Source organism: Streptomyces rimosus subsp. rimosus (assembly GCF_000720725.1).
In the GTDB taxonomy this organism is placed as follows: Bacteria; Actinomycetota; Actinomycetes; order Streptomycetales; family Streptomycetaceae; genus Streptomyces; species Streptomyces rimosus_A.
This window is the reverse complement of the sequence record NZ_JOCQ01000057.1, coordinates 1-26,988: the sequence shown is the minus strand read 5'-3', so window position 1 is coordinate 26,988 and position 26,988 is coordinate 1. Positions and strand designations below refer to the sequence as shown.

Annotated in this window: 22 protein-coding genes, 1 pseudogene and 2 riboswitches; of the genes and pseudogenes, 16 read left to right on the top strand and 7 right to left on the bottom strand. The window is 71.9% G+C overall.

Features of this window, described 5'->3' with window-relative positions; translation table 11 throughout:
* Positions 1–136: 136 nt before the first annotated feature.
* The 5 genes from IH45_RS0126465 to gcvT all read right to left on the bottom strand — a co-directional run bounded on the left by IH45_RS0126465 (position 137) and on the right by gcvT (position 6,549).
* Complete coding sequence (locus IH45_RS0126465) at positions 137–1,519, bottom strand: L-serine ammonia-lyase (protein ID WP_030673438.1); 1,383 nt, start codon at positions 1,517–1,519, stop codon at positions 137–139.
* Between the two features lie 122 nt (positions 1,520–1,641).
* A complete protein-coding gene (locus tag IH45_RS0126460; RefSeq protein WP_030673435.1) occupies positions 1,642–3,336 on the bottom strand; it encodes an APC family permease in 1,695 nt (564 codons plus the stop codon).
* A 307-nt stretch (positions 3,337–3,643) separates the two neighbouring features.
* Entirely contained in the window at positions 3,644–4,903 is a 1,260-nt protein-coding gene (gene glyA / locus IH45_RS0126455; RefSeq protein WP_030673432.1) for a serine hydroxymethyltransferase, read from the bottom strand.
* Between the two features lie 55 nt (positions 4,904–4,958).
* A complete protein-coding gene (gene gcvH, locus IH45_RS0126450) occupies positions 4,959–5,333 on the bottom strand; it encodes a glycine cleavage system protein GcvH (protein WP_030673429.1) in 375 nt (124 codons plus the stop codon).
* Between the two features lie 88 nt (positions 5,334–5,421).
* Entirely contained in the window at positions 5,422–6,549 is a 1,128-nt protein-coding gene (gene gcvT, locus IH45_RS0126445) for a glycine cleavage system aminomethyltransferase GcvT (protein WP_030673426.1), read from the bottom strand.
* Positions 6,550–6,580: 31 nt separating this feature from the next.
* Positions 6,581–6,689: riboswitch (glycine riboswitch) on the bottom strand.
* A riboswitch (glycine riboswitch) is annotated at positions 6,690–6,785 on the bottom strand. It abuts the riboswitch before it with no gap.
* A gap of 256 nt (positions 6,786–7,041) precedes the next feature.
* Between gcvT and IH45_RS0126440 the strand changes: the two genes are divergently transcribed.
* A complete protein-coding gene (locus IH45_RS0126440) occupies positions 7,042–7,776 on the top strand; it encodes an AAA family ATPase (RefSeq protein WP_030673422.1) in 735 nt (244 codons plus the stop codon).
* Positions 7,777–7,955: 179 nt separating this feature from the next.
* Here the strand turns inward: IH45_RS0126440 and IH45_RS0126435 are convergent, their stop codons facing one another.
* Positions 7,956–8,786 carry a hypothetical protein gene (locus tag IH45_RS0126435; protein WP_030673419.1) on the bottom strand — a complete coding sequence of 277 codons (831 nt, stop codon included), beginning with the start codon at positions 8,784–8,786 and terminating at the stop codon, positions 7,956–7,958.
* 184 nt (positions 8,787–8,970) lie between these two features.
* Between IH45_RS0126435 and IH45_RS0126430 the strand changes: the two genes are divergently transcribed.
* From IH45_RS0126430 to IH45_RS0126385, 10 genes are all read left to right on the top strand, one after another.
* On the top strand, positions 8,971–9,768 hold the full coding sequence (locus IH45_RS0126430; protein WP_030673416.1) for an enhanced serine sensitivity protein SseB: 798 nt from the start codon (positions 8,971–8,973) through the stop codon (positions 9,766–9,768).
* A gap of 171 nt (positions 9,769–9,939) precedes the next feature.
* Positions 9,940–10,740 carry an enhanced serine sensitivity protein SseB C-terminal domain-containing protein gene (locus IH45_RS0126425; protein WP_030673412.1) on the top strand — a complete coding sequence of 267 codons (801 nt, stop codon included), beginning with the start codon at positions 9,940–9,942 and terminating at the stop codon, positions 10,738–10,740.
* A gap of 555 nt (positions 10,741–11,295) precedes the next feature.
* Entirely contained in the window at positions 11,296–12,294 is a 999-nt protein-coding gene (locus IH45_RS0126420) for an ABC transporter permease (protein WP_030673409.1), read from the top strand.
* 69 nt (positions 12,295–12,363) lie between these two features.
* Positions 12,364–14,112: an ABC transporter substrate-binding protein gene (locus tag IH45_RS0126415; RefSeq protein WP_030673406.1), complete on the top strand. Its 1,749-nt coding sequence runs from the start codon at positions 12,364–12,366 to the stop codon at positions 14,110–14,112.
* A 77-nt stretch (positions 14,113–14,189) separates the two neighbouring features.
* Complete coding sequence (locus tag IH45_RS0126410) at positions 14,190–15,200, top strand: ABC transporter permease (protein WP_030673403.1); 1,011 nt, start codon at positions 14,190–14,192, stop codon at positions 15,198–15,200.
* 104 nt (positions 15,201–15,304) lie between these two features.
* A complete protein-coding gene (locus IH45_RS0126405) occupies positions 15,305–16,435 on the top strand; it encodes an ABC transporter ATP-binding protein (RefSeq protein ID WP_030673400.1) in 1,131 nt (376 codons plus the stop codon).
* A complete protein-coding gene (locus IH45_RS0126400; protein WP_030673397.1) occupies positions 16,432–17,499 on the top strand; it encodes an ABC transporter ATP-binding protein in 1,068 nt (355 codons plus the stop codon). The genes IH45_RS0126405 and IH45_RS0126400 overlap by 4 nt, the downstream gene beginning before the upstream one ends.
* A 168-nt stretch (positions 17,500–17,667) precedes the next feature.
* Positions 17,668–18,468 carry a class I SAM-dependent methyltransferase gene (locus tag IH45_RS0126395; protein ID WP_030673392.1) on the top strand — a complete coding sequence of 267 codons (801 nt, stop codon included), beginning with the start codon at positions 17,668–17,670 and terminating at the stop codon, positions 18,466–18,468.
* Between the two features lie 121 nt (positions 18,469–18,589).
* Complete coding sequence (locus tag IH45_RS0126390; RefSeq protein WP_030673389.1) at positions 18,590–19,993, top strand: M1 family metallopeptidase; 1,404 nt, start codon at positions 18,590–18,592, stop codon at positions 19,991–19,993.
* A gap of 127 nt (positions 19,994–20,120) precedes the next feature.
* Entirely contained in the window at positions 20,121–21,182 is a 1,062-nt protein-coding gene (locus tag IH45_RS0126385) for an alpha/beta hydrolase (protein WP_030673387.1), read from the top strand.
* A 10-nt stretch (positions 21,183–21,192) separates the two neighbouring features.
* Here the strand turns inward: IH45_RS0126385 and IH45_RS0126380 are convergent, their stop codons facing one another.
* Positions 21,193–21,807 carry a trimeric intracellular cation channel family protein gene (locus IH45_RS0126380; RefSeq protein WP_030673384.1) on the bottom strand — a complete coding sequence of 205 codons (615 nt, stop codon included), beginning with the start codon at positions 21,805–21,807 and terminating at the stop codon, positions 21,193–21,195.
* 160 nt (positions 21,808–21,967) lie between these two features.
* Between IH45_RS0126380 and IH45_RS0126375 the strand changes: the two genes are divergently transcribed.
* The 5 genes and pseudogenes from IH45_RS0126375 to IH45_RS0126355 all read left to right on the top strand — a co-directional run.
* Positions 21,968–22,825 carry a thioesterase family protein gene (locus IH45_RS0126375; RefSeq protein WP_030673381.1) on the top strand — a complete coding sequence of 286 codons (858 nt, stop codon included), beginning with the start codon at positions 21,968–21,970 and terminating at the stop codon, positions 22,823–22,825.
* Between the two features lie 75 nt (positions 22,826–22,900).
* Entirely contained in the window at positions 22,901–23,323 is a 423-nt protein-coding gene (locus IH45_RS0126370; protein ID WP_030673378.1) for a CU044_2847 family protein, read from the top strand.
* A 22-nt stretch (positions 23,324–23,345) separates the two neighbouring features.
* Complete coding sequence (locus tag IH45_RS0126365) at positions 23,346–25,577, top strand: VMAP-C domain-containing protein (RefSeq protein WP_234440683.1); 2,232 nt, start codon at positions 23,346–23,348, stop codon at positions 25,575–25,577.
* A gap of 60 nt (positions 25,578–25,637) precedes the next feature.
* On the top strand, positions 25,638–26,657 hold the full coding sequence (locus IH45_RS0126360) for an AAA family ATPase (protein WP_030673372.1): 1,020 nt from the start codon (positions 25,638–25,640) through the stop codon (positions 26,655–26,657).
* Positions 26,654–26,988: pseudogene (locus tag IH45_RS0126355) on the top strand (hypothetical protein); the annotation flags it as partial. The gene IH45_RS0126360 and the pseudogene IH45_RS0126355, both read left to right, overlap by 4 nt.

The following is a 26,988-nucleotide window of genomic DNA, read 5'->3' as shown; positions in this document are numbered from 1 at the left end:
GCGGGGCCGCCCGGACCCCGCATCCCACCGGTACCGACTGCCCTTGGTCCGGGCCCCGAGCCCCCACCGCCGGGCCGACCGCGCACCACGCGCGTCCCCGTGGGCGCAGCTCCCCGGCCCCCGGCCCGAAGGGCACTCAGCACTCGATGATGTTCACAGCCAGCCCGCCCCGAGCCGTCTCCTTGTACTTCACGCTCATGTCCGCCCCCGTGTCCTTCATCGTCTTGATGACCTTGTCGAGGGAGACGTGGTGGCGGCCGTCGCCGCGCAGGGCCATGCGGGCGGCGGTGACGGCCTTGACCGCGGCCATGCCGTTGCGTTCGATGCACGGGATCTGGACGAGGCCGCCGACGGGGTCGCAGGTCAGGCCCAGGTTGTGTTCCATGCCGATCTCGGCGGCGTTCTCCACCTGCTCGGGGGTGCCGCCGAGGACCTCGGCGAGGCCGCCGGCGGCCATCGAGCAGGCCGAGCCGACCTCGCCCTGGCAGCCGACCTCGGCGCCGGAGATGGAGGCGTTCTCCTTGAAGAGCATGCCGATGGCGGAGGCGGCCAGCAGGAAGCGGATCACGCCGTCCTCGTCGGCGCCGGGGACGAAGTTGACGTAGTAGTGGAGGACGGCGGGGATGATGCCGGCGGCGCCGTTGGTGGGGGCGGTGACGACCCGGCCGCCGGCCGCGTTCTCCTCGTTGACGGCCATGGCGTAGAGGGTGGTCCACTCCATCGCGTGCGCCTCGGGGCTGCCCTCGGCGCGCAGCGCGCGGGCGCCGTTGGCGGCGCGGCGGCGGACCTTCAGGCCGCCGGGCAGGATGCCCTCGCGGGACATGCCGCGGGACACGCACGACTGCATGACCTGCCAGATCTCCAGGAGACCGGCGCGGATCTCGTCCTCCGTACGCCAGGCCTTCTCGTTCTCCAGCATGAGGGAGGAGATGGACAGGCCGGTCTCGCGGGAGAGGCGCAGCAGCTCGTCGCCGGTGCGGAAGGGGTACTTCAGGACCGTGTCGTCGAGCTTGATGCGGTCCTCGCCGACCGCGTCCTCGTCCACCACGAAGCCGCCGCCGACGGAGTAGTAGGTCTTCTCCAGGAGCGGGGCGCCGGCCGCGTCGTAGGCGAAGAGCGTCATGCCGTTGGCGTGGTACGGCAGGGAGCGGCGGCGGTGCAGGATCAGCTCGGTCGACTCGTCGAAGTCGATCTCGTGGTCGCTGCCTATCTCCGCGCCGAGCAGCCGCAGCTTGCCGCTCTTGCGGATCCGCTCGACCTCGTCGTCGGCGGTCTCGACGTCCACGGTGCGCGGGGAGTGGCCCTCAAGGCCGAGCAGGACGGCCTTGGGCGTGCCGTGGCCGTGGCCGGTGGCGCCGAGCGAGCCGAAGAGCTCGGCCCGTACCGCCGTCGTCTGCGCGAGCAGACCGTCCTTCTTGAGGCGCCCGACGAACATGCGGGCGGCGCGCATCGGACCGACCGTGTGGGAGCTGGACGGGCCGATGCCGATGGAGAAGAGGTCGAAGACGGAGATGGCCACGGTGGCGGACTCCCTTGTCTGCTCGTGGTGGACGGTGGAGCAAATAGAGATTTGGGGCGGACGAAACGGAAGGTACGTTTCTGCGCCGACTGTCGAGCCTAACCCGGACGGCGGACAGACTCTCAGACGGAGGCCGTCGGACGGCTGTCCTCCGGGGCAACTACGGAAGACGCAGGGGAGGCGGTCCGGCCGTCGAGTACCGGTCCGGAACCGGCCGGGCCGCCGGGTCCCGGTCCGGAACCCGTCAGGCCCACCCGGTGGGCGTGCACCCCGGCCCGTACGGCCCAGAAGTAGAAGGCGACGGCGGAGAGCGCCACCAGCGCGATGTCCACGCCGCCGGGCAGCACACCGTGGCCGCCGAAGTCCGGGCTGCCCAGCGCGGACAGCAGGGACATCCAGGCCAGGAAGCCGACGAGCCACCACGCGGGCGCGAACTGCCGGTGCAGGCCGCGCACGCCGCGCCGCCGCAGCACCACCGCCGCCACCGGCGCGGCCACCACGGTCAGCAGCGCGACCTTGCCGGTGTCCGGCCACTTCGACCAGTACAGGGCGCAGGCCGCGAAGGCGAAGGTCAGCGGGGCGAGGACGCCCGCGGCGGGCAGCCGGAACGGGCGCGGCAGATCCGGCCTGGTGCGGCGGAAGACGCCCACCGCGATCGGGCCGATCAGATACGAGATGACCATGGCGGCCGAGATCACACTGGCCAGCGCGTGCCAGCTGTGGCCGACGGTGACCAGCAGCAGCACCGAGAAGCCGAGGTTGAGCCACATCGCGGGGCGGGCGGTCCCGTACCGGGGGTGCACGGCGGCGAGCTTGCGGGGGAAGAAGCCGGTCTCGGCGAGGTTCTGGACCATGTACGCGGCCGACGCGACGTTGGCGATGTTGGAGCCGGCCGGCGAGATGAAGGCGCCGAACTGGAGCAGCGTGACGACCCAGTGCAGCATCAGCACCTTGGCCAGGTCGGCGAAGGGCGAGCTGAAGTCCACGCCGTGCCAGCCGCCGCTCTGCGCGAGCTGTTCCGGCGGTACGGCGCCGAGGAACGCGGTCTGCAGGGCGAGGTAGATCACCAGGCCCAGCGAGAGCGCGCCGACCAGCGCGACGGGGATCGCCCGGCCGGGGTTCTTCGCCGCCCCGCCGAGGTTGATCACGGCCTGGAAGCCGTTGAAGGCGAAGACCACGCCGCAGGTGGTCACGGCGGTCAGCACGGCCGGCCAGCCGTACGGGGCGAAGCCGCCGTGCGCGGAGAAGTTCGAGGTGTGGAAGCCGGAGGCGATCAGCGCGGCCACCGCGATCACCGGGATGGCGAACTTCACCAGGGTCAGCACGGTGTTCGCGCGGGCCAGCAGCTGGACCGACCAGTAGCAGGTCAGCCACAGCGCGAAGGTCAGCAGCAGCGCCACGCCCAGGCCCGAGGCCGTCAGATGGCCGTTGGCCGGATCGACCAGGTCACGGGCCCACCCGTAGCTCCAGGACGACATGTACTGGGTGGCGGCGATGGACTCGATCGGGATCAGCGAGGCGGTCGCGATCCACACCGCCCAGCCGGTGAGGAAGCCGAGCACGGGCCCGTGCGAGAGGTGGCCGTAGCGGGCCATGCCGCCGGGGATCGGGTACGCGGAGCCGACCTCCGCGTAGCACATCGCGATCATGCCGATGAAGACCGCGCCGATGACCCAGGCCACCAGCGCCGCGGGCCCGGCCACCTGGGCGGCCGCGCCGGCCCCGAAGAGCCACCCGGAGCCGAAGATCGAGCCGATGCCGATCATGATGAGGGCGAAGAGGCCGATCCCCGTGCGGTTGCCCGCGCTCATGTCCATTGCCGTGCGTGTTCCGTCCTGCTGTGGCCCGAGGGGCCCGGCCCTGCTGTGGTACGAAGGGCCCCGCGCCATTGCGGGGCCGGTTCTCAGCCTATGTGGCGCAAAATCACCGTAAGGCGGACGGAAAAGCCGTACGCCCGGGGTCAACGCCCCCGGGCGTACGGCCTGTTCACCCCGCGGGCACCGCCTCGGCGGCACCCCGCGGGGTGTACTTCATGAAACGCGTCACACGTGCGCCGCGGACGCGCCACGGGGGCGCGCCACCGGCGGTCGAGTGGCGGGTGTCACAGCGATCGCCGCGAGCGGCTCACAGGGACGGGTACAGCGGGTGCTTGCCCGCCAGCGTGGTCACCCGGGCCTTGAGCGCCTCCGCGTCGTACGACGGCTTCAGCGCCTCGGCGATGATGTCGGCGACCTCGCGGAAGTCCTCCGCCTGGAAGCCGCGGGTGGCCAGCGCCGGGGTGCCGATCCGCAGACCGGAGGTGACCATCGGGGGCCGCGGGTCGTTCGGGACGGCGTTGCGGTTGACCGTGATGCCGACCTCGTGGAGACGGTCCTCGGCCTGCTGGCCGTCCAGCTCGCTGTTGCGCAGGTCCACCAGGACCAGGTGCACGTCGGTGCCGCCGGACAGCACCGAGACGCCCGCCCCGGTCACGTCGGACTGCGTCAGGCGCTCGGCGAGGATGCGGGCGCCGTCCAGCGTGCGCTGCTGGCGCTCCTTGAACTCCTCGCTCGCCGCGACCTTGAAGGACACCGCCTTCGCCGCGATCACGTGCTCCAGCGGGCCGCCCTGCTGACCGGGGAAGACCGCCGAGTTGATCTTCTTGGCGAGCTCCTGGGTGGACAGGATCACGCCGCCGCGCGGACCGCCGAGGGTCTTGTGCGTGGTGGTGGTCACGACGTGGGCGTGCGGCACCGGGTTGGGGTGCAGCCCGGCCGCGACCAGACCGGCGAAGTGCGCCATGTCGACCATCAGGTACGCGCCGACCTCGTCGGCGATCCGGCGGAACGCCGCGAAGTCGAGCTGACGCGGGTACGCCGACCAGCCGGCCACGATGAGCTGCGGACGGGTCTCCTTGGCCAGGCGCTCGACCTCGCCCATGTCGACCTGACCGGACTCCTCGTCGACGTGGTAGGGCACCACGTTGTAGAGCTTGCCGGAGAAGTTGATCTTCATGCCGTGGGTCAGGTGCCCGCCGTGCGCGAGGTTCAGACCCATGATCGTGTCGCCCGGCTTGAGCAGCGCGAACATCGCGGCGGCGTTGGCCTGCGCGCCGGAGTGCGGCTGCACGTTGGCGGCCTCGGCGCCGAAGAGCGCCTTGATGCGGTCGATGGCGATCCGCTCGACCACGTCGACGTGCTCGCAGCCGCCGTAGTAGCGGCGGCCCGGGTAGCCCTCGGCGTACTTGTTGGTGAGGACCGAGCCCTGGGCCTCCATGACGGCGGCCGGGGCGAAGTTCTCCGACGCGATCATTTCGAGGGTGGACTGCTGACGGTGGAGCTCGGCGTCGACGGCGGCGGCGACGTCCGGGTCGAGCTCGTGGAGGGAGCTGTTCAGAAGCGACATGACTCTTCCTGGGGTTCGCGGGGCGCACGGCCCCGCCAGGCGGCGGGTGGGCGGGTCAGCCGGTGAAGGCGGTGTACTCGTCGGCCGAGAGCAGGTCGTCCGGCTCGCCGCTGACCTTCACCTTGAACAGCCAGCCGCCCTCGAAGGGGGCGGTGTTCACCAGCGAGGGATCGCTCACCACGTCCTCGTTGATCTCCGTGACCTCGCCGTCGATGGGGGAGTAGAGATCGCTGACGGACTTGGTCGACTCCAGCTCACCGCAGGTCTCGCCCGCCGTGACCGTGGCACCGACCTCCGGAAGCTGCACGAAGACGACGTCGCCGAGCGCGTTGGCGGCGTGCTCGGTGATGCCGATCGCCGAGACGCCCTCCTCGGCGGCCGACAGCCACTCGTGCTCCTTGCTGTAGCGCAGCTGCTGGGGGTTGTTCATGTCTTGATTCTCCTGGATACGGTGGCGTGCTCGGTGCAGGGGTCTTGACAGGTGAGACGCGGGTGCGTCCGGGGCGGAGGTACGCGCGTCACTTCTGGCGCTTGTAGAAGGGCAGCGCCACGACCTCGTACGGCTCGTGGGTCCCGCGGATGTCCACCGCGACACCGGTGGTGCCGGGCGTGGCGTGCGCGGCGTCCACGTACGCCATGGCGACCGGCTTGCCGAGGGTGGGGGAGGGGGCACCGGAGGTGACCTCGCCGATCACGGCGCCGTCCGGGCCCACGACCGGGTACCCGGCGCGCGGCACGCGGCGGCCCTCGGCGATCAGCCCCACCAGCTTGCGCGGCGGATTGGCCTCGGCCCGGTCCCGGGCGGCCTCCAGGGCGGCGCGGCCCACGAAGTCGCCACCGTTCGTCGTCTTCTCGAACTTCACGACCCGGCCCAGGCCCGCGTCGAACGGGGTGGTGTCCGTGGTCAGCTCGTGCCCGTACAGCGGCATGCCCGCTTCCAGGCGCAGCGTGTCCCGGCAGGACAGGCCGCAGGGCACCAGGCCCGCGTCCTTGCCCGCCGCGGTCAGCGCCTCCCAGAGGGCGACGGCGTCCGCCGGGCGGACGAACAGCTCGAAGCCGTCCTCACCGGTGTATCCCGTACGGGCGATCAGCGCCGGTACGCCCGCGACGGTGCCGGGCAGCCCGGCGTAGTACTTCAGGCCGTCCAGGTCCGCGTCGGTGAGGCCCTTGAGGATGCCGGGGGACTCGGGCCCCTGCACGGCCAGCAGCGCGTACGCGTCCCGGTCGTCGCGCACCTCGGCGTCGAAGCCGCTCGCCCGCTCGGTGAGCGCGTCCAGCACGACCTGGGCGTTGGAGGCGTTGGCGACGACCATGTATTCCGTCTCGCCGAGGCGGTAGACGATCAGGTCGTCCAGGATGCCGCCGTCGGCGTCGCAGATCATGGTGTAGCGGGCGCGGCCCACGGCCACCCCGCCGATGTTGCCGACCAGCGAGAAGTCCAGCAGGTCGGCGGCGGCCGGGCCGGTGACGGTGATCTCGCCCATGTGCGAGAGGTCGAACAGGCCGGCGCGGGTACGGACGGCGACGTGCTCGTCACGCTCACTGCCGTAGCGCAGCGGCATGTCCCAGCCGGCGAAGTCGGTCATGGTCGCGCCGAGCGCGCGATGGGTCGCGTCCAGCGCGGTCCGGCGGGGGGCTTCGGTCATGGTGGGGCTCCCGGGCATGGGTGACAGGACGGTCTCCCCATCTGTCATCGGAACCTGAGAGGTTCACCGGAAGGCCGTCACCGGTCCCGGTTTGCACCTTGGGTGGAGCCACACCACGGCGGCCCGCTTTTCAGATCTGCCTCGCCCGCGCGGTATCGGGGCCTGAGAGATTCAAGGGAGGACTTGCTCCTTCGGCGCCCCGCCGTGGCGGCCGGGGACTCTCCCGCGCGGATTCAAGCGGCCGGTATGCAGTTGGCTGAGCGTGGCACCCGTACGGCGACGCGCACGCTGAGGCGCGGTCCCGCACTGGGCGCGCACATCATCGCACGGGATCCCCGAATGCAGGAGCCAAGGTCGTACCGGTGTTCGCCGGGGTGTCACGACCAGGTCCTGGGACTGTACTGATCGTGGGAATTCCTTGAACCGCATTACCTTTTCTTGACACTCTGCGGGTAAGGGGACGGAACCACCGGACCGGGAGGGGCGATCACGGTGCACAGGCAGGCCGCACTCGCGACAAGTCCGGGAGGCGCGCCCCCGGGCTGTGTCCCGGAAGCGACGGGAGCCGTCCCGGAGCCCCGGCGGCTGCCGCTCGGGGTGGTACGCCCCGGCCGGGCGCGCGACGCGGCGGCGGAGGTCGTCGACCTCAGGGACGGGTGCGCCCCGCGCGAGGCGGCCGAGCTGCGCTTCGCCGCGGGGGACATCGTGGTGGTCTCCGGCCTGCCGGGCAGCGGCAAGAGCACGCTCATGCTCCGGGTGGTGCCCGCCCTCGACCGGCAGGGCGCCGCCGTACACCGCGTCGATTCCCAGGACGTACGGGAGCGCTGGGAGCGCGGCAGGCTGCGCCGGCTGCCGTACGCGCTCTACCGGCCGCTGGTCCGCGCCTCCCACTACCTCGGGCTGCGGCGGGCGCTGCGCTCCGGCGGCAGCGTGGTGGTGCACGACTGCGGCACGCTCGCGTGGGTGCGCCGCTGGCTCGCGCGTGAGGCGCGGCGCGGCGGGCGCGGGCTGCATCTGATGCTGCTGGACGTGCCGCCCGAGGTCGCGCTCTCCGGCCAGCGCTCGCGCGGGCGGGGCGTCTCCGGTTACGCCTTCGCCCGGCACCGGCGCGCGGTGCGGCGCCTGACCGCCCGCGCCCGCGCGGCCCGGCTCCCCGCGGGCTTCACCTCGGCCGTCCTGCTGGACCGGCCGGCGGCGGGCGCCCTGCGCCGGATCGGCTTCGAGTGAGAGTCATGCCGGTTTTCTGACGGTACGCCTGTTGTGCGAGGTCGCGCCGGGTCATGTGGCTGACGGGCCGTACGGCTGACGGGCCGTACGGAACATTCCGTACGGCCCGTCAGACCGGTCCTAACCGTGGCATATCTCCCGCATCTGCGCCTCCTCCGGACGCTAGGTGCCGGGCCGATTCAGAGACCCAGGCTCTTGAGCAGCACTCCGGGCAGCCCCAGCACCGATTTGAGCAGCGAGCCGGCACCACCCTGCTGCTGCGGGGCCTCCGCGGGCTGCTGCTGGGGCGCTTCCGCGGCGGGCTGCTGCTGTGCGTCGGCGGGGCGCTGCTCCTCGTTGGCGGGCTGCTGCTTGGGCGCCTCGGCGGCGGGCGGCTGCGGGTCGCTGGTCGGCGCCTTCGGCTGGGCGGCGGGCTGCTCGTCCGTCTCGTACTCGTCGGCCGCCTGGCCCGACGGCTGGGGGACCGGCCGGTTGGCGGGCTGCGCGGCGGACCCGGCGGCCGGCTGCTGCCGCAGGTCGCCGACCAGCTTGTCCACGCCCAGGATCTTGAAGATGTCCACGACCGACCTGGAGACCGACTCGGTCAGCTGCCCGGTCCTGCTCGCGGGGTCGGTGGGCTCCTCCTGCGACGGGGCCCGACGGCCGGTCAGCTCGTCGAGTTTCACGCGGAGATCCTGCGTCACCAGGCCGAGCCGTACGGTGTCGGCGGACGTCGCGCGGTCGGAGTCCTCGTTCAGCATCCGCGCCAGCCGCTGGGCATCGGCCAGGACCGAGTCCAGCCGGGTCCGTGCGGCCCTGACCTGCACGGAGTGGCCGCGGGCCTCGGCGGACTTCTCGGCCAGCTCCGCCGAGGCGTTCGCCAGCCGGTCGATGTCGTCGACGATGACGCTCTGGTTGCGCTCGTGGGACTTGGGGCCGTCCGACGCGCTCGCGGGAGCCGTGGCACCGAGCGCGAGGGCGCCGGCGGCGGCCGCGCTGACGAGGGTGGGGACGGTCCGGTGCGTTGCCATCAGGAGACATGCCTTTCTGTAGGAACGGCAGGGCAAGATCACCCTGGAGCCACCTTCGGAGCGGTGTGCACGGTCCGCAACCGCTCGCGCGCGTTCGGTGGTCATCCGGACGCATCAGGCCGCCGCCCGCCTGGTGGCGTTAGGGTCTTCGACCGAGTAAGAGCGGCGAAGCGGGTGGGTGGACATGGACTTTCCGGAGCAGGGCATTCCGCAGCTGGGGTGGCCCGCCAACGAACTGGAGGAGGTGCTCGCCGCCTCGGTGGGCACGCCCGGTGCGGGTGCCCGCATCGTCGAGGTGCTCGGGCGCAGCCGGATATGGGTGCCGCTGCCCAAGGGCGGCGGCCCCGAGAGTGCCGGAATGGGACGGGCGGGCCTGGACCTGCCCACCGTCGAGATCGGATCGGCCGCCTATGTGCCGGTCTTCAGCTCCGAGCAGGAGTTCCTGCGGGTGGCCGGGCCCCACCTGCCGTACGCCGTCGCCCCGGCCGCCGAATTCGCCCGCGGACTGCCCCCGCTGATGGGCATGGCGGTCAACCCGGAGGGCACGGTCGGCGTGCCGCTGCCGCCGGACGCGGTGGCCGAACTGTGCCGGGCCGACCGCCCCGACCTCCCCGGCGCGCCCAGCGGCGCCCGGGTCCGGCTGTTCGAGCCGGACTGGCAGGAGGAGCCGGTGGACTTCCTGGCCGCGGCCGGGCTGGAGTTCTCGGCCGCCGGCTTCGTGGTCACCGCGCGCCGCGCGCTGGCCAGCATCGAAGGGGACGCGCCCGCGCTGTTCGTCGGCGTCCAGGTGGACGCCGCGGCCGTCGCGCCGCACGATCCGGCCGTACGGGACGCCGTGACCGGGGCGCTCGGCCGGGCCCTCGGCGGGACCCCGCTGACCTGGCCTGTCCAACTGGTCATGCTGGACCTCGCACAGGGCGACCCGGTCGCCGACTGGATGCTGGAGCGGGTCCGCCCCTTCTACTCGCGCGAGCACGCGTAGCGGCCGGTATCCGCGCCGCGGGGGCCCCGTCCGCCGCCCGCCCGGCCGGGCCGCGTCCGGTGACCGCAAGCTGCGTGTGCTGATCCGACCGGGGCCCGGACGCAGGCTCTAAGCTGTTGGTGCGACCGGCAGGCGTACCCCACGTGCCTGCCGACAGAAGGGACGGACCACGTGAGCGCGGGTGCGCATCAGGGAGCGGCTGCCGGGCAGGTCGAGCAGATGCTGCAGCAGGTCTCGCCCGGCCGGTACGACGCCTACGAGGCGTTGCTGCAGGCGCTCGCCGCCGGCCAGGTCTGGATGCTGCTCTGGCACGGCCAGCCGGGTTCGCCCGATGCGCAGTACGGCAACATGGAGGTCGACGGGCTCGGCTACGCGCCGTGCGTGACCTCCGCCCCCGAGCTCGCCGCCAGCGGCTGGAACCGCGCCCACGAGGTCGTCTACGGCCGCGACATCGCGGCCACCCTCTTCCCGGACCGCTGGGGCCTGTGGCTGAACCCGCACGCCCCCGGCGGCGGCGTCGGCATCCCGTGGCTGGACCTGCGGCGCATCGCGGGCGGTCTGGACCGGCTGCCCGCCGGACCGCTGCGGATCACCGAACCGGCCATCGAGATCCCGCAGTTCTACGCCCTGCTGGGGCAGAACGCGCACCGCACGCCCGCCGTGCGCTCGCTGCGCCGGGCCTGGGTGCAGCCCGCCCTCGGCGCCCCGTACCTGGCCATCGGCCTGGACCTGTACGACACGGGCCAGCCGGCCGTGGACTCGGTGCGGTTGATGATCCAGCAGTCCATCGGCGCGGTGCCGGAGGGGCTGCCCGTCTCGACGGTCGCGATGAACGACGAGTACGACCCGGTCGGCATGTGGATGCGGGCCAACGCGCGGCCGTTCTTCGACCGGGACGCCTACGCGGCGGGCCCGGTGCCCGCGCCCGCTCCGGCCCCGGCGTACGGATACGGATACCCGCGCCCGTACTGATCCCGGCGCACCGCCCCGGGCGTACCGCTCCCGCCGTGCGCCCCGCTCCCCGCCGGCCCCACCCGTCCCGGTCCGGCCGGTTTCCCCTGTCTTCCGCCGGTGCCGTCCGGCTCCTGCCGGTTCCTCCCGGCCCGAAATGGCCTGCCCCGCCCGGTAGTTGACCTCTGGTCCGGACCGCGCGACCCGCTCAGTCGCGGCGGATGTCCGTATAACGGAAATCCGTGGTTCACATCACAGTTGCGCATCCATTCCCGGCCAGGGCTGGTGAGTGATCGCGAGTCGGATGAAGACTCCCGCAGCAGAGGGCTTCGGTCCGAGTCGTACGAGAGTTCCATCCGCTCGTCAGTCGCGTGACCTTCCGCGACATCCGCACCATCGGCAACACCTGCAACACCTGTTTCTGCAACGCCCGCACTACCTGCACCAGTTGCTCCAGCTGTTTCAGATTTCTCCCAGTTGCTCCAGATGTACTTCGTGCACCAGTGATGTGAACCAGGCCGCGCAACCGCGGCGCGCATGGGCCGGCGGCGCCGGCCGAGAGGGGTCAAAGGCACCGTGACCGCACCGATCGAGACCACCGGGGCGGCTGCCGAGGCGCAGCCGGAAGCGGTGCTGCAAGGCGTCGAGGGCAAGAAGATCGTGGGCCGCTCGCTCGGGCAGATCGCCTGGCTGCGGTTCAAGCGCGACAAGGTCGCGGTCGCGGGTGCCATCGTTGTCATCCTGCTGATCCTCGTCGCCGCCCTCTCCCGGCCGATCCAGTCCTGGCTGGGCCTGGACCCCAACAGCCCCAACCGGGACCTCATCGACCCCAACACCACGCTGCCCAGCGGCGACTTCGGCGGCATGAGCTGGGACCACCCGCTCGGCGTCGACCCGAAGTTCGGCCGCGACCTGTTCGCGCGGGTGCTGGAGGGCTCCTGGGTCTCGCTGATCGTGGCGTTCGGCGCGACGCTGCTGTCGGTGGCCATCGGCACCGTGCTCGGCGTGGTGGCCGGCTTCTACCGGGGCCGGGTGGACTCGCTGATCAGCAGGCTGATGGACGTCTTCCTGGCCTTCCCGCTGCTGCTGTTCGCCATCGCCATCTCCGCCTCGCTCCAGGGCGGCGCCTTCGGGCTCGAAGGGCTGCCGCTGCACATCTCGGTCCTGATCTTCGTGATCGGATTCTTCAACTGGCCGTACATGGGCCGGATCGTGCGGGCCCAGACGCTGTCGCTGCGGGAGCGGGAGTTCGTGGACGCCGCCCGCGGCATGGGCGCCCGCGGCCCGTTCATCCTCTTCCGGGAGCTGCTGCCGAACCTGGTGGGCCCGATCATCGTCTACTCGACGCTGCTGATCCCCTCCAACATCCTCTTCGAGGCGGCGCTGAGCTTCCTGGGCGTCGGCATCCAGCCGCCCCAGGCGTCCTGGGGCGGCATGCTCAACCAGGCGGTCAAGTACTACGAGGTCGACCCCCAGTACATGATCGTCCCCGGTCTCGCGATCTTCATCACCGTGCTGGCGTTCAACCTCCTCGGTGACGGCCTCAGGGACGCGCTCGACCCGCGCAGCCGCTGACACCGCCGGGCGCGTCCGCCCGGCAGGCCCCACCCAAGTTTCCGACCAACGAAGGGGAAACCGACCATTATGCGAAGGTCAGTCCCGGTCGCGGCGATCGCGGCCCTCACCAGTGCGGGCCTCCTGCTGTCCGGCTGCAGCGGCAAGAGCTCGGGGGGCGGCTCCGCGGAGGCGAACGCCGCCACCAAGGGCATCGTCAACGCCTCGGACGAGAAGGGCGGCACGCTCACATACGCGATGAGCGACGCCCCCGAGTCCTACGACCCGGGCAACACGTACTACGCGTACGTCTGGAACTTCAGCCGCCTGTACGCGCGCCCGCTCACCACCTTCAAGCCGGGCCCCGGCCCCAAGGGCAACGAGCTGGCGCCCGACCTGGCGGAGTCGATGGGCAAGGCCAGCGACAACAACACGACCTGGACGTACAAGATCCGCAAGGGTCTCAAGTACAGCGACGGCTCCGCGATCACCTCGAAGGACGTCAAGTACGCGGTGGAGCGCAGCAACTTCGCGCGCGACATCCTCTCGCTCGGCCCGAACTACTTCCAGACGTACCTCAAGGACAACGAGGGCGGCTACAAGGGCCCCTACAAGGACAAGAGCGAGGAAGGCCTGAAGTCCATCGAGACCCCGGACGACCAGACGATCGTCTTCCACCTGAAGCAGCCGTTCGCCGAGTTCGACTACCTGGTGAGCGCGCCGCAGACGGCGCCGGTGCCGCGGGCCAAGGACAAGGGCGCGGACTACACCAAGAACATCGTGTCGTCCGGCAGCTACAAGTTCGACACCTACGAGGAGGGCAAGCAGGTCGTCCTCACCCGTAACCCGCACTGGTCGGCCGCGACCGACCCGCTGCGCAAGCAGCTGCCGGACAAGATCGTGCTGAAGATGAAGGTCGCCCAGTCGACGATCGACAAGGACCTGAAGGCGGGCAACACCCACATCGACATGGCCGGACGCGGTGTGGACGCCCAGACCCAGGCCCAGCTCCTGACCAACACGAAGGACAAGGGCAACACCGACAACGCGCTCGGCCAGCGCCTGTCCTACGTGGCGATCAACTCCAAGGTCGCGCCGTTCGACAAGCCCGAGTGCCGCAAGGCCGTGCAGTACGCGATCGACAAGAAGGCCGTGCAGACCGCGCTCGGCGGGCCGATCCGTGGTGAGATCGCCTCCACGGTGCTGCCCACCGACCTCGCCGGGTACCAGAAGTTCGACCTGTACCCGCAGAAGTACAACGGTGAGAACCTCGACCTGACCGAGGCCAAGAAGCAGTGGCAGGCGTGCGGCGCCGGCAACGTGGACACCGTCATCACCGCCCGCAGCGACCGCCAGGACGAGGTCGACGCGGCCACCTCGGTGATCAACTCGCTGAAGAAGATCGGCATCAACGCCAAGATCCAGACGTACCCGAGCGGCAAGTACTTCTCGGACTACGCGGGCGTGCCGGCGTTCACCAAGAAGAGCAACGTCGGCCTGATGATGATGCAGTGGGGCTCGGACTACCCGACCGGCTTCGGTTACCTGAACCAGATCGTCAACGGCAAGGCGATCCAGAAGTCCGGCAACTCCAACCTCTCCGAGCTGGACGACCCGGCCATCAACAAGCTGCTCGACGAGGCCATCGCGACCAGCGACAAGGCGCAGCGGGAGAAGGACTACGCGGAGGTCGACAAGAAGACGATGGAGCAGTCGGTCATCGTCCCGCTGACCTACTTCAAGATCCTGATGTACCGCTCGCCGAAGGCCACCAACCTGGTGTCCACCTCCGCCTACAGCGGTGAGTACGACTACCTCAACGTCGGCGTCAAGAAGTAGCAAGCCCGAAAGGCAGGTGAAGGCAAGGGCTTCCGCGGGCCGGCCGGTCCGGTCCGCGGTGCCGACGCCGCAGTCCCGTGTTCGCGTACATCATCCGCAGGTTGATCAGCGCGGTGATTCTGCTGCTGATCGTCAGCGCGGTCACCTTCGGCATCTTTTTCGTACTGCCGAAACTGGCCGGGCAGACCGCCGACCAACTGGCCGCGCAGTACATCGGAAAGGCCCCATCGGCCGCGGACCTCGCCGCGGTGAAGAAGAACCTCGGCTTGGACAAGCCGGTCTTCGTACAGTACTGGGACTTCCTCAAGGGCATCTTCGTCGGGGTGGACTACAAGTTCGGCCCGGACGCCGCCACATGCAACGTGCCGTGCTTCGGCTACTCCTTCAAGACCCACCTGGAGGTCTGGCCGGAGATCCAGTCCCGGCTTCCGGTGACCATCTCGCTGGCCGCCGGCGCGGCCGTGGTGTGGCTGGTCTCCGGCGTCGCCACCGGCGTGCTCTCCGCGCTGCGCCCCGGGTCGGTCTTCGACCGGATGGCGATGGGCGTCGCGCTGGCCGGCGTCTCGCTGCCCATGTTCTTCACCGGCGCGCTGGCGCTGGCCCTGTTCACCTACCAGTGGCCGATCTTCGAGCGCAGCGACTACGTGCCGCTCTTCGAGGACCCGTTCCTGTGGGCACAGACGCTGGTGCTGCCCTGGGTCACGCTGGCCTTCCTCTACTCCGCCCTCTATGCCCGCCTGACGAGAGCGAGCATGCTGGAGACGCTGAGCGAGGACTACATCCGTACCGCGCGCGCCAAGGGACTGGGCGAGCGCAAGGTCGTGGTGCGCCACGGCCTGCGCGCGGCGCTCACCCCGATCGTCACGGTCTTCGGCATGGACGTCGGCCTGCTGCTCGGCGGCGCGCTGATCACCGAACAGGTCTTCTCCCTCAAGGGCGTCGGCGCGTTCGCCGTCGAGGCGATCAACGCCAACGACCTGCCGAACATCCTCGGCGTCACCTTGCTCGCCGCGTTCTTCATCGTCATTTGCAACCTGGTGGTGGACGTTCTGTACGCCGCCGTCGACCCGCGGGTGAGGCTGTCGTGACCGACTTCCCGGATTCCACCGCCGGCCACCGCGCCGGACCCTCCGTACCGGACACCGCCGCCGACGGGCCGCCGCCCGCCGCTCCGCCTGCCGACCCGGCCGACCTGACCAGGACGGGCGCCGCGGTGGGCGAGCCGGCCCCGGCCGGTTCGAAGGCGCCCACGGCCTTCCTCGAAGTGCGCGATCTGAAGGTGCACTTCCCCACCGACGACGGCATCGTGAAGTCCGTGGACGGCCTGTCCTTCAGCCTGGAGAAGGGCCGCACCCTCGGCATCGTCGGCGAGTCCGGTTCCGGCAAGTCGGTCACCTCGCTGGCGATCATGGGCCTGCACCGGGCCTCCCGGCAGCAGCGCAGCAAGGTGGACATGTCCGGCGAGATCTGGCTGGACGGCAAGGAGCTGGTCGGCGCCGACCCGGACGAGGTGCGCCGGCTGCGCGGCCGCGAGATGGCGATGATCTTCCAGGACCCGCTGTCCGCGCTGCACCCGTACTACACGGTCGGCAGCCAGATCGTGGAGGCCTACCGGGTCCACCACGCCGTGGACAAGAAGACCGCGCGCAAGCGGGCGGTCGAGATGCTGGACCGGGTGGGCATCCCGCAGCCCGACAAGCGGGTGGACGACCACCCGCACCAGTTCTCCGGCGGTATGCGCCAGCGCGCGATGATCGCCATGGCGCTGGTCAACAACCCCGAGCTGTTGATCGCGGACGAGCCGACCACCGCCCTGGACGTGACCGTGCAGGCGCAGATCCTGGACCTGATCCGCGACCTCCAGAAGGAGTTCGGCTCCGCGGTCGTCATCATCACCCACGACCTGGGCGTGGTCGCCGAGCTGGCCGACCAGCTGCTGGTGATGTACGGCGGCCGGTGCATCGAGCGCGGCCCGGCGGAGAAGGTCTTCTCCGAGCCGCAGCACCCGTACACCTGGGGCCTGCTGGGCTCGATGCCGCGCATCGACCGGGAGCAGACCGACCGCCTGATCCCGGTCAAGGGATCGCCGCCCAGCCTGATCAACGTCCCGTCCGGCTGCGCCTTCAACCCCCGCTGCCCGTACGCGGACGTCCCCGAGGACGACCTGACCCGCACGGTCCGCCCCGAACTGCGCCAGGTCGACCATGGGGGCACCCCCGCCGATGAGGGCGTGGCCGGCGGGGGAGGCCACTTCGCCGCGTGCCACATGGCGCCCGAGGAGCGGGCGCGGATCTGGACCGAAGAGATTGCGCCGAAGCTGTGACCGAGACTGAAGAGACCGGCGTCGTGGCCGGTACGACGGACGAGAGCGCCGCGCCGCTGCTGCGGGTACGCGGCCTGGTGCGCCACTTCCCGATCACCAAGGGCCTGCTCAAGCGGCAGGTGGGCGCGGTGCAGGCGGTCGACGGCATCGACTTCGAGGTACGGCCGGGGGAGACCCTGGGCGTGGTCGGCGAGTCCGGCTGCGGCAAGTCGACGATGGGCCGGCTGATCACCCGGCTGGACGAGCCCACCGGCGGCACCATCGAGTTCGAGGGCCGCGACATCACCCACCTGCCGCCGGGCAAGCTGCGCCCGATGCGCCGCGACGTCCAGATGATCTTCCAGGACCCGTACGGCTCGCTGAACCCGCGGCACACCATCGGCGGCATCGTCGGCACCCCCTTCCGCCTCCAGGGCGTCGAGCCCGAGGGCGGCCTGAAGAAGGAGGTGCAGCGGCTGCTGGAGCTGGTGGGCCTGAGCCCGGAGCACTACAACCGCTATCCGCACGAGTTCTCCGGCGGCCAGCGGCAGCGCATCGGCATCGCGCGGGCGCTGGCCCTCAAGCCCAAGCTGGTCGTCGCGGACGAGCCGGTCTCCGCGCTGGACGTCTCCATCCAGGCGCAGGTCGTCAACCTCATGGACGACCTCCAGGACGAACTGGGCCTGACCTACGTCATCATCGCCCACGACCTGTCCGTCATCCGGCACGTCTCGGACCGGATCGCGGTGATGTACCTCGGCAAGATCGTGGAGCTGGCCGACCGGAAGTCGCTGTACGAGGCGCCGATGCACCCGTACACCAAGGCGCTGCTGTCCGCCGTGCCGGTGCCCGACCCGAAGCGGCGCACCCAGCGCGACCGCATCCTGCTCAAGGGCGACGTGCCCTCGCCGATCGACCCGCCCTCCGGCTGCCGGTTCCGTACCCGCTGCTGGAAGGCGACCGAGGTGTGCGCGACCACCGAGCCGCCGCTGGTGGCGCTGCGCACCGGGCACGAGGTGGCCTGCCACCACCCGGAGAACGCGCCGGACGGCGCCCGGGACGACGAGCCCGCGAAGACCGCCTGAGGCGGCGCGGCGGGGCCGGAAGGCCGGTGCGGGGCGGTACGGAACCGCCGCCCCGCGCCGGCCTTCCGGCGTTCCCGTACCGGCCTTGACCGGCGGGTTTGCCGACCATAGATTCGAGCGCGCCCGGCGGCGCACGGCCGCCCGCCGGCTCCAGGAGAGGTGGAACCTTTGCCCGCGCAGCCCGACGGCCCGGCCCCCGACCCCGCGCTGACCGCTTACGAGGCGGTCGCGGCGGACTACGACACCATCGTCGAGGACCCGTACCTGCTGCGCTGGATCACCTTCTACGGCAAGCTCGTCGAGCGGTACGGCTCCGGCGGCACCCGGCTGCTGGACGCGGGGTGCGGCACCGGGCGCGGCACCCTCGCGCTGCGCGACCGCCTCGGGTACACGGTCACCGGCTGCGACCTCTCGCCCCGGATGATCGAGGTGGCGCGCGCCAAGCCGGAGGCGGCCGGAACGCCGTTCCACGTCGCCGACCTGCGGGACATGCCGGACCTCGGCTCCTTCGACGTCGTCACGTGCATGGGCGAGCCGCTGGCCTACCTGGGCGGCGAGCAGCTGGCCACCGCCTTCGCGGGGCTGGGCCGGCAGCTGGCGGACGACGGCGTGCTGGTCTTCGACATGACCACGCTGGGCAGCTTCCGGCGCGACTACGCGGTGACCAAGGTGGCGGACCGGGACGGCCGGTACGACGTGTGGCGCGGCGGGCCGGTCCCGGCCGGGCCGGACGCCGTCGTGGACGTCACCCACGACTACTTCGCGCGCACCGGCGAGGACAGCTGGCGCCGGGTCTCCTCCCGGCACCGCTACCACCACCACTCCGACGCCACGGTGCGCCGGGAGCTGGCCGCGGCCGGTCTGCGGCTGATCGCGGCGCACGGCGTCGAGGGGCGCAAGCTGACCGGCGTACCGGACGAGGACACCTGCCGGAAGATTCTCTACGTGGCCGGAAAAGGGTCTGAGTGAAGCGTCAACTGTTCAGTTGAGCATGACGAGTTGGCAAAGTCCGGAGTGAAAAACGACAGAAGAGTGCAGAGTCGGCGCGGTTGTGCATCGGACGACATCCGTGTGTTCGAAGGGACGGCTCATGGCACTCTCCCGTTCAGCACGTCGCTCCGCCCGTCTGCTCCCCCTCGCCACCGCGGTGGCCGCGGCCTTCACCCTCGCCGCGGCCCCCGCCGCCTCGCCCGGCGCCCCGGGCGTCGGCGACCCGTACTTCCCGAACCTCGGCAACGGCGGCTTCGACGCCCTGCACTACGACCTCGGCGTCAGCTACGAGCCCGCCACCGGCCGCCTCGACGGCCGCACCGAACTGACCGCCCGCGCCACCCAGGACCTCACCTCCTTCGACCTCGACCTCCAGAAGCTGGAGGTCACCTCGATCGAGGTGGACGGCAGACGCGCGCGGTTCACCCGCTCCGGCGACGAGATCACCATCACGCCCAGGCGGCCTCTCGAAGAGGGCGAACGGTTCACCGTCGAGGTCGTCTACGGCGGCGTGCCGCTGCCGCTCAGCGGGCCGATCGTCTTCGGCTCCGACTACGGCTGGATGAAGACCGCCGACGGGGTCTTCGTCGCCTGCGAGCCCAACGCCGCGTCCACCTGGTTCCCCTCCAGCGACCACCCGGGCGACAAGGCCACGTACGACATCCGCATCGACGCGCCCGAGGGCCTGACCGGCGTCTCCAACGGGCGGCTGGTGGACTCGTGGGACGAGGACGGGCGCTCGTACTTCCACTGGCGCGAGCGCAAGCCGATGGCCACGTACCTGGCCACCGCCACGATCGGGAAGTTCGACGTCCGTACCGGCACCACCCCCGGCGGCATCCCGATCTACGTCGCCACCGACCCGAAGCTGCCCACCGGCACCGTCGACGTCTACGGCATCACCGCCGCGGTGACCGACTACTGGTCTAAGGTCTTCGGCCCGTACCCCTTCGAGGAGACCGGCGCGATCGTCGACGACATGCCGCAGGCGGGTTTCTCCCTGGAGACCCAGAGCAAGCCGATCTACTCGGCCGTCCGCAGCGAGACGACCATCGCCCACGAGATCGCCCACCAGTGGTTCGGCGACTCGGTCTCGGTGAGCAACTGGCAGCACATCTGGCTCAACGAGGGCTTCGCCTCGTACGCGCAGTGGCTGTGGGACGAGCACAAGGGCACCCGCACCGCGCACGACGCCTTCCGCGCGGCGTACGCGGCCCAGCCCGCCGAGTCCGACTTCTGGAAGGTGAGGATCAGCGACCCGCAGCGGGACACCATGTTCGCGCGGGCCGTCTACACCCGGGGCGCGATGACGCTCCAGGTGCTGCGCGAGCGGATCGGTGACCAGGCGTTCTTCAAGCTGCTGCCCGCGTGGACCAAGCAGCACCGCTACGGCAACGCGGACACCCGGCAGTTCATCGCGCTGGCGGAGAAGATCTCCGGACAGCGGCTCGGCGACCTCTTCCACACCTGGCTCGACACGACCGGCAAGCCGGCCCTGCCCTGACGCACCGGCACCCCGGGGCCGGGCGGCCTGCCGGAAGCCGTCCGGCACGCCGCCCCGCCTTGGGGGTACGGCGCACCGCGTCACGTACCGTTGATCGTGGTACGAACGCGGTGGAAGGGGACGCCGAATGAGCCTGACCGGAACCCCGTTCTTCGTGGTGCTGCTGATCGCGACGGTCCTCGCGGTCCTCGCCACGCTGGTGTCGTGGGGCCGGGGCCGCGGGCCGCAGCCGGTGCGCTGGCTGGCCCGTATCCTCCTGATCGGCCTGTGTCAGCTGACCGCCATCTGCGCCGTCGCGGCGGCCATCAACAACAGCTACGGCCTGTACGCCTCCTGGGACGACCTGCTGGGCACCGAGCAGGACGCGGTGGCGATGCCCGGGCCGCCGGTCGGCCGGGCCAAGTTCAACGAGGGCCCGAACGGCATCAAGGACACGTACTTCCGCGGTGCGAAATCCCATCTGTCCGGGCAGGTGATGGTCTGGACGCCGCCGCAGTACGACGACCCGGCGTACCGGAAGACCAAGTTCCCCGTCGTGATGCTGCTGCACGGCGTGCCAGGATCCCCGCAGTCCTGGCTCGAACAGGGCGGCATGCCCGGCGACCTCCAGCAGCTCGTCGCGGGCAACGCGGCGCACCCCTTCATCCTCGCCATGCCCGTGGTCAACCCGGGCAGCGTGGACACGGACTGCACCGACATCCCGAACCACAAGACCGCCACCTGGCTCGCGACCGACGTCACGGACCTGATCAGCCACCACTTCCGTACCGCGCCCGGGCCGAAGAACTGGGGCCTGCTGGGCTTCTCGACCGGCGGGTACTGCGCGGCCAAGCTGCCGCTGCAGTACCCGAAGAAGTTCGGCGCGGGCGTGGCCTTCGACCCCGACCCGCTGACCGGCGATCCGGACGTGCTCACCGATCCGGCGCTGCGGCAGCGCAACAGCCCGCAGTGGCTGGTCCGGCACGCCAAGGCCGACGTGGGCCTGTTCCTGGCCACCTCCGCCCAGGACCCGATCAGCCCGCCCGCCAACATCGAGCGCCTCAAGAGGGCCGCCGAGGGCACCCCCACCCGGGTCAGGACGCTGGTGCTGCCGACCGGGGGTCACAACTACGGGACGTGGACGCGGATGTATCCGGCGGCGTTCGGGTGGCTGAGCGAGGAGCTGGAGGCGCCGCGGCCGTCGGGGTGAGGCGGGGCGTCTACCGCGGCTTCAGCTGCTGCGGCCGCGGCAGGTGGAAGCCGAAATAGACCGCTGCCATCCGCAGCGCGAAGACCAGGCCGGCGGAGACCACGGCGGCCACGTCCGCGCGGACGTGGAGGTGGTGCAGGCCCAGGTAGGAGGCGGCGCCCGCGAGGGCGGCGATGGCGTAGACGTCCTCGCGGAGCAGGAGCGGAGGGAACTCGCCGCACAGCACGTCGCGGATGACCTCGCCGACCACGCCGCTCATCACCGCGAGGATGAGCACCGCCAGCGGCGTCGCGCCCGCGGTGATGGCGGCCCGGGCGGCGATGACGGTGACGACCGAGAGCCCGATCGCGTCGACGACCAGCAGGGACTTGCGGGGGAGCTGCCAGTAACGGAGGTAGACGATGGTGCCCACGCTGACACAGATGATCAGTGTGAGCAGCACCCAGTCGTGGGTCCAGTAGAGCGGGTGGTCGTCGAGGATCAGGCTGCGCAGGGTGCCGCCGGCGGTGGCGGCGGCGAACGCCAGCACCAGACCGCCGAACGGGTCCATGTTGGCGCGGTAGGCGGCCAGCACCCCGCTCGCGGCGAAGGCCGCGATGCCGACCAGGTAGAGCACGTGAAGCATGGGGGCATGATCTCAGGCCGGCGGGCCGGGCCGCGCGTCCGTGGCGCTCCGTCCGGGCCGGCCACCGGTGCCGGAGGTCGAAGGCGGTCGAAGGAGGTTGAAGGAGGTTGAAGGAGGAAGGGTCTACCGGTGAGTAACAAATCCGTGTAGCGTGCCACGCATGGCACAGGTGACCATAGGTAACAGCGAATTCGACCGCGACACGACGGTCGTCCGCCGGGCCCCCGGGCACTACGAGGCCGAGCTCTCGGCCGGCTGGACGATCATCCACGCGGTCAACGGCGGCTATCTGCTCGCCCTGATGGGCCGGGCCCTGGGCGACGCCCTGCCGCACCCGCACCCCCTCTCGGTCACCGCGCACTACCTGACCGCCTCCGTCCCCGGCCCGGCCGTCATCCGCACCGAGACCGTGCGCACCGGCCGCACCATGTCCACCGGCACCGCCACCCTCGTCCAGTTCGAGGAGGACGGCACCGAGGTGGAGCGGCTGCGGGTGCTCGCCGCGTACGGCGACCTCGACGCGCTCGACGACGACGTACGCACCACCGCCAAGCCGCCGGCCATCCCGCCCTACGAACACTGCCTCGGCACGGACAGCGCGCCCGAAGGGCGGTCGCCCATCCCCGGCAGCACCGCCATCGCCGACCGGCTCACCATCCGGCTGGACCCGGCGACCTGCGGCTGGGCCGTCGGCGCGCCCTCCGGGAACGGCGAGATGCGCGGCTGGTTCGGCCTCGCCGACGGCCGCGACCCCGACCCGCTCTCGCTGCTGCTGACGGTCGACGCGCTGCCGCCCACCGCCTTCGAGATCGGCCTGACCGGCTGGGTCCCCACCGTCGAGCTGACCACGCACATCCGCTGCCGCCCGGCCCCCGGCCCGCTGCGCGTCGCCATCACCACCCGCAACCTGGCGGGCGGCTTCCTGGAGGAGGACGCGGAGGTCTGGGACAGCGCGGACCGCCTCGTCGCCCAGTCCCGCCAGCTCGCCCGCGCGCCGAAGCCCGCCACGGCGGCGTGACCGCCGGAGGCGCCCGCGTGAACCGCCTGTTCCAAAGGGGGCGCGTCGGCCGGGGTGACGTGCCAGACTGATCACATGGGGGACATGCCACTGCCACTGAGCATCGACGAAGACACGGTCGTCTGGCTGCACTTGACGCCGGCCGGCGCGGGCGGTCAGGCGCTGCCCGACGCGGCGCCGTCCGGGAAGGACGACGACGGGGACCTGGAGCTGCCCGACGGCTACGGCCAGGCCCGGCCGGTCAGCGTGGACGGGCGGGTCACGCGGGCGCTGACCCGGGGCGGCGAGGCGCTGGAGAGCGCCCTGCGCCCGCTCGGCTCCGTCCTGGGCAGCATCCACCGCTCGCTGGCGGGCGGAGATCACCGGCCGGACGAGGTCACGGTGGAGTTCGGGGTCACCCTCGGCTCGGACCTGAGCCTGGGGGTCTTCTCCGGCAACGGCGAGGCCAGCTTCAAGGTCTCCGCCACCTGGAACGTCGGCAGCGGCAGTACGACCTGAGGACGGCGTGGTGGTGTCCGGCGTGGATCAGCCGCTGTACCGCTCCTTCGTATCGGTCCGCGGCGACGGACGGGCCGTCGGCGCGGGCGTGCTGGTCAGCGACGATCTCGTACTGACCTGCGCGCATGTCGTCAACAGCGCCCTGGGCCGGGACCGTTACGAGCAGGCGCTGCCGGGCCCGGGCCGCACCGTCCGCGTCCGGCTGCCGCACGTCGCGCCCGACCGTGAGCTGACCGCCCAGGTCGAGCCCGCCCTGTGGAGCCCGCCGCGCGCGCCGGGCGGCAGTGGGCCCGTACCGCCCGGCGCGCTGCTCTACCTCGGCGACCTGGCCGTGCTCCGGCTGCCGGGCCCCGCGCCCGCCGGCGCCGAACCGGCCCCCTTCCTCCCGCACGCCTACGGCAACGAGGTCGTCGCCCTGTGGGCCAGCGGCCACCCGCTGCCCACCGTGCGCGCGGTGCCCCGGGTCTCCGCGCCGCCCTGGGTCGCGCTGGACGTGGTCGGCGGCACCGAGGTCAAGGAGGGGTTCAGCGGCGGGCCGCTGTGGGACCGCGAGCGGCAGGCCGTCGTCGGCATCGTGGTGGCCGACCTCCAGGCCGCGCCCGGCGCCCGTCCGGCGGGCCGGCCCCCGGCCGCGGCCACGCTGTACGCGATCAGCGTCCCCGCCATCGAGGCCGAACTGACCGAGCTGCCGCCGCCCGTGGTGCCCACCGCCCGGCGCGGCGTCCAGCAGCTGCTGGCCGTCCTGGAGACCGTGCTGACCACCCCGGACCTGGTCCGCCGCTGCGAGGAACTGCTCGCCTCCCGGCTGGGGCGCCCGTCCCGCGGCCTCGGCGCCGACCTCGACCGGCTGGTCGGCCTGGCCGTGGGCGTCCGGCGCGGGGTGCCCGAACTGCTCCAGGCCGTACGGGAAGTGGCGCCGGACGGCAGCGGCCCGCAGTGGGAGCGGCTGCGCAAGGTGGCCCGCACCGTCAGCCCCGGTGAGTGCCTGACCCACGGCCAGCGGCGCGGCCTGACCGGCCTGCTGGCGCAGTGCGTCCGCACGGACCCCCGCGCGCTGCTGGACACCGTCCTGCCGCACGCCATCGAACTGCCCGCGGTGCCCGGCCTTGCCGACGCCCTCGACGTCCTGGAGGGGTACGAGGCCCCGGGCGACCAGCTGGTGCCGCCGCTGCTCCAGGGCGTGGTGCGCATCGGCGTGGAGGAGAGCGAGACGGGCCCCGACCTGGCCGAGGACCTGGCGGCCTGGGCGCAGCGCGCCGCCGCGCGCCTCGGGGTGGATGTGGCCGCCGTACGGCAGTACACGGCCGATGTGCGCGGTTACCGCTTCGAGCGCGCGCGGGCCGCCGCGGCGGAACACCGATCCGCCGTCCGCGGCCACCACGAGCAGCGGCCGGGCGCCTGGGCGGGCATCGGCAGCGCCGCCGTGACCATGACGCCCCGGCCGAACGGCACGGCCCCGGCCCGCAACGGCACACGGCTGTCCAGGGTGCCGCGCGTCCAGGTGGAGCTGCTGCCCGCCGCCACCGGGCGGCACTACACGTACCAGGTCTGGGCCTGGAGCGGCGGCGACGCCCCGCACGTCCTCGTCCTCGCCCAGGACACGGAGGTGACCAGCGAACAGGTCGTGGACGACATCCACCGCGTCCTGGTCAACGAGATCCGCGAGGACCCCGAGCCCGCGCTCGTCGAGTTCTTCCTGCCCGCCGCCTGGCTCGGCCTGCCGGTGGACCGCTGGGAGTCCTTCGACAGCGACGAGGACGGGCCCTTCGAACTGGGCTTCACCCGGCGGGTGGTGATCCGCACCGCCCGGCGCTCCCGCGAGAGCTACGCCGGGTGGAAGCGGCGCACCGCCGCCCTGGACGGCGCCCGCAGCCTGGTGCTGGACCACGGCTCCACCGACCGCAAGGTGGCCCGCGCCCGGCTGGAGATGCAGCCCGAGGTGGGCACGGTGATCGTGTGCTGCGAGCCGCGCCACCACGGGACGCTGCTGCGCCAGTGCGTCCAGGCGGGCGTGCACACTGTCCTGTGGCACCGCGAGGAGCACGGCGAGAACGTCGCCGCGGGCCTGCTCGAACTGGTCGAGGGCGGGCACCACACCCAGCTGCCCGAGACGGTGCGGCTGGAGCGGGCCAAGGCGGTCGCCGAGGCCGCCTCGACGCACCACCGGGGACGCCAGCTGTCCCTGATGTACGACGCGCCCGACCACCGGCCACCGCAACTGGCCCCGGACGCCTGGGTCCTGACCCAGCCGTGAAGACAGCCGTGAAATCAGCCGTGAAGGCGGCAAGCGAGCAAGGACGAAGGAGAACGACCCGTGGACCCACAGAGCACACCCGACCACGGCCCGGGAGCCGGGCCGGAGCCCGAGGGCTGGTGGGTGTTCCGCGGTCCCGCACCGCTGCCGGCGGCGCCCCCGTGGCGCTACTTCGCCGCCGCGCGCAGGAGGGCCGAGGCGCCCGCGCCGTACCTGATGGACCGCAACGAGGTGTCCGTCGTCAACGCCGCGCTGCACCTGCACCGCCCGCTGCTGGTCACCGGCCGCCCGGGCACCGGCAAGAGCTCGCTGGCCCGCGCCATCGCCACCGAGCTGGGCCTCGGCGACGTGCTGCGCTGGTCCGTCAACAGCCGCTCCACCCTCGCCGACGCGCTCTACCGCTACGACGCGGTGGGCCGGCTGCGCGAGGCGTCGCTGCGCCGTGAGCGCGAGGCCGCCCGTACGGCACCGCGCCGCCTCAAGGACCACCGCGGCTCCTTCACCACGGACATCGGCCACTACCTGCGCCTGGGCCCGCTGGGCACGGCGCTGGCCGCCGCCGACCGGCCGCGGGTGCTGCTCGTCGACGAGCTGGACAAGTCCGACATCGACCTGCCCAACGACCTGCTGGTGGTGCTGGAGGAGGGCGAGTTCGAGATCCCGGAGCTGGCCCGGCTGTCCGAGCAGCACCAGGACGTGCACGTGCTCACCGACGGCAGCCGGGAGCGGGTGCGGGTGCACCGCGGCGTCGTCTCCTGCGCGCACTTCCCGGTCGTGGTGATGACCAGCAACGGCGAGCGGGAGTTCCCGCCCGCCTTCCTGCGCCGCTGTGTCCGCCTGGACCTGCCCGACCCGACGCCCGAGCGGCTGCGCGACATCGTCGCCCACAACCTGGGACCGGCCGCGCTCGCCGAGGCCGAGGACCTGATCGACGGCTTCCTGCAGCGCTCCAAGACCGAGACGCTGGCCACCGACCAGCTGCTGGCCGCCGTCCACCTGCGGATCACCGGTGCCGACCTGACCAAGGATGAGCTGCTCTCCGCGGTCATGCACCGCCTGGACGAACCCATGTCGCCATGATCGACCGGCTGCGGCAGGTCCTCGCCGGGCAGGGCTACGACCTGGGGGCGCACGAGCTGCTGGACGTCCTGTGGCTGGCCCGCGCGGTGCGCGAGGGCGAGGGCCGGCAGGCCGCGGCCGAGGAGGGGCCCGGGGCGGACACCGGGGCGGACGGCGCTCCGTACGGGGACGGAGACGCGGAGCCGGCGGCCGCGGGCGGCGAGTCCGCCGGGGAGGCCGGCGAGGCGGACGGGCCGGATGCCGCGGCCGGTCCGGGGGAGGCCGACGGGGCCGGGGCGGCGCCGGGCGGCGAGGGCGCCACCGTCCTTCCGGCGCAGCGCTCCCTGTACGC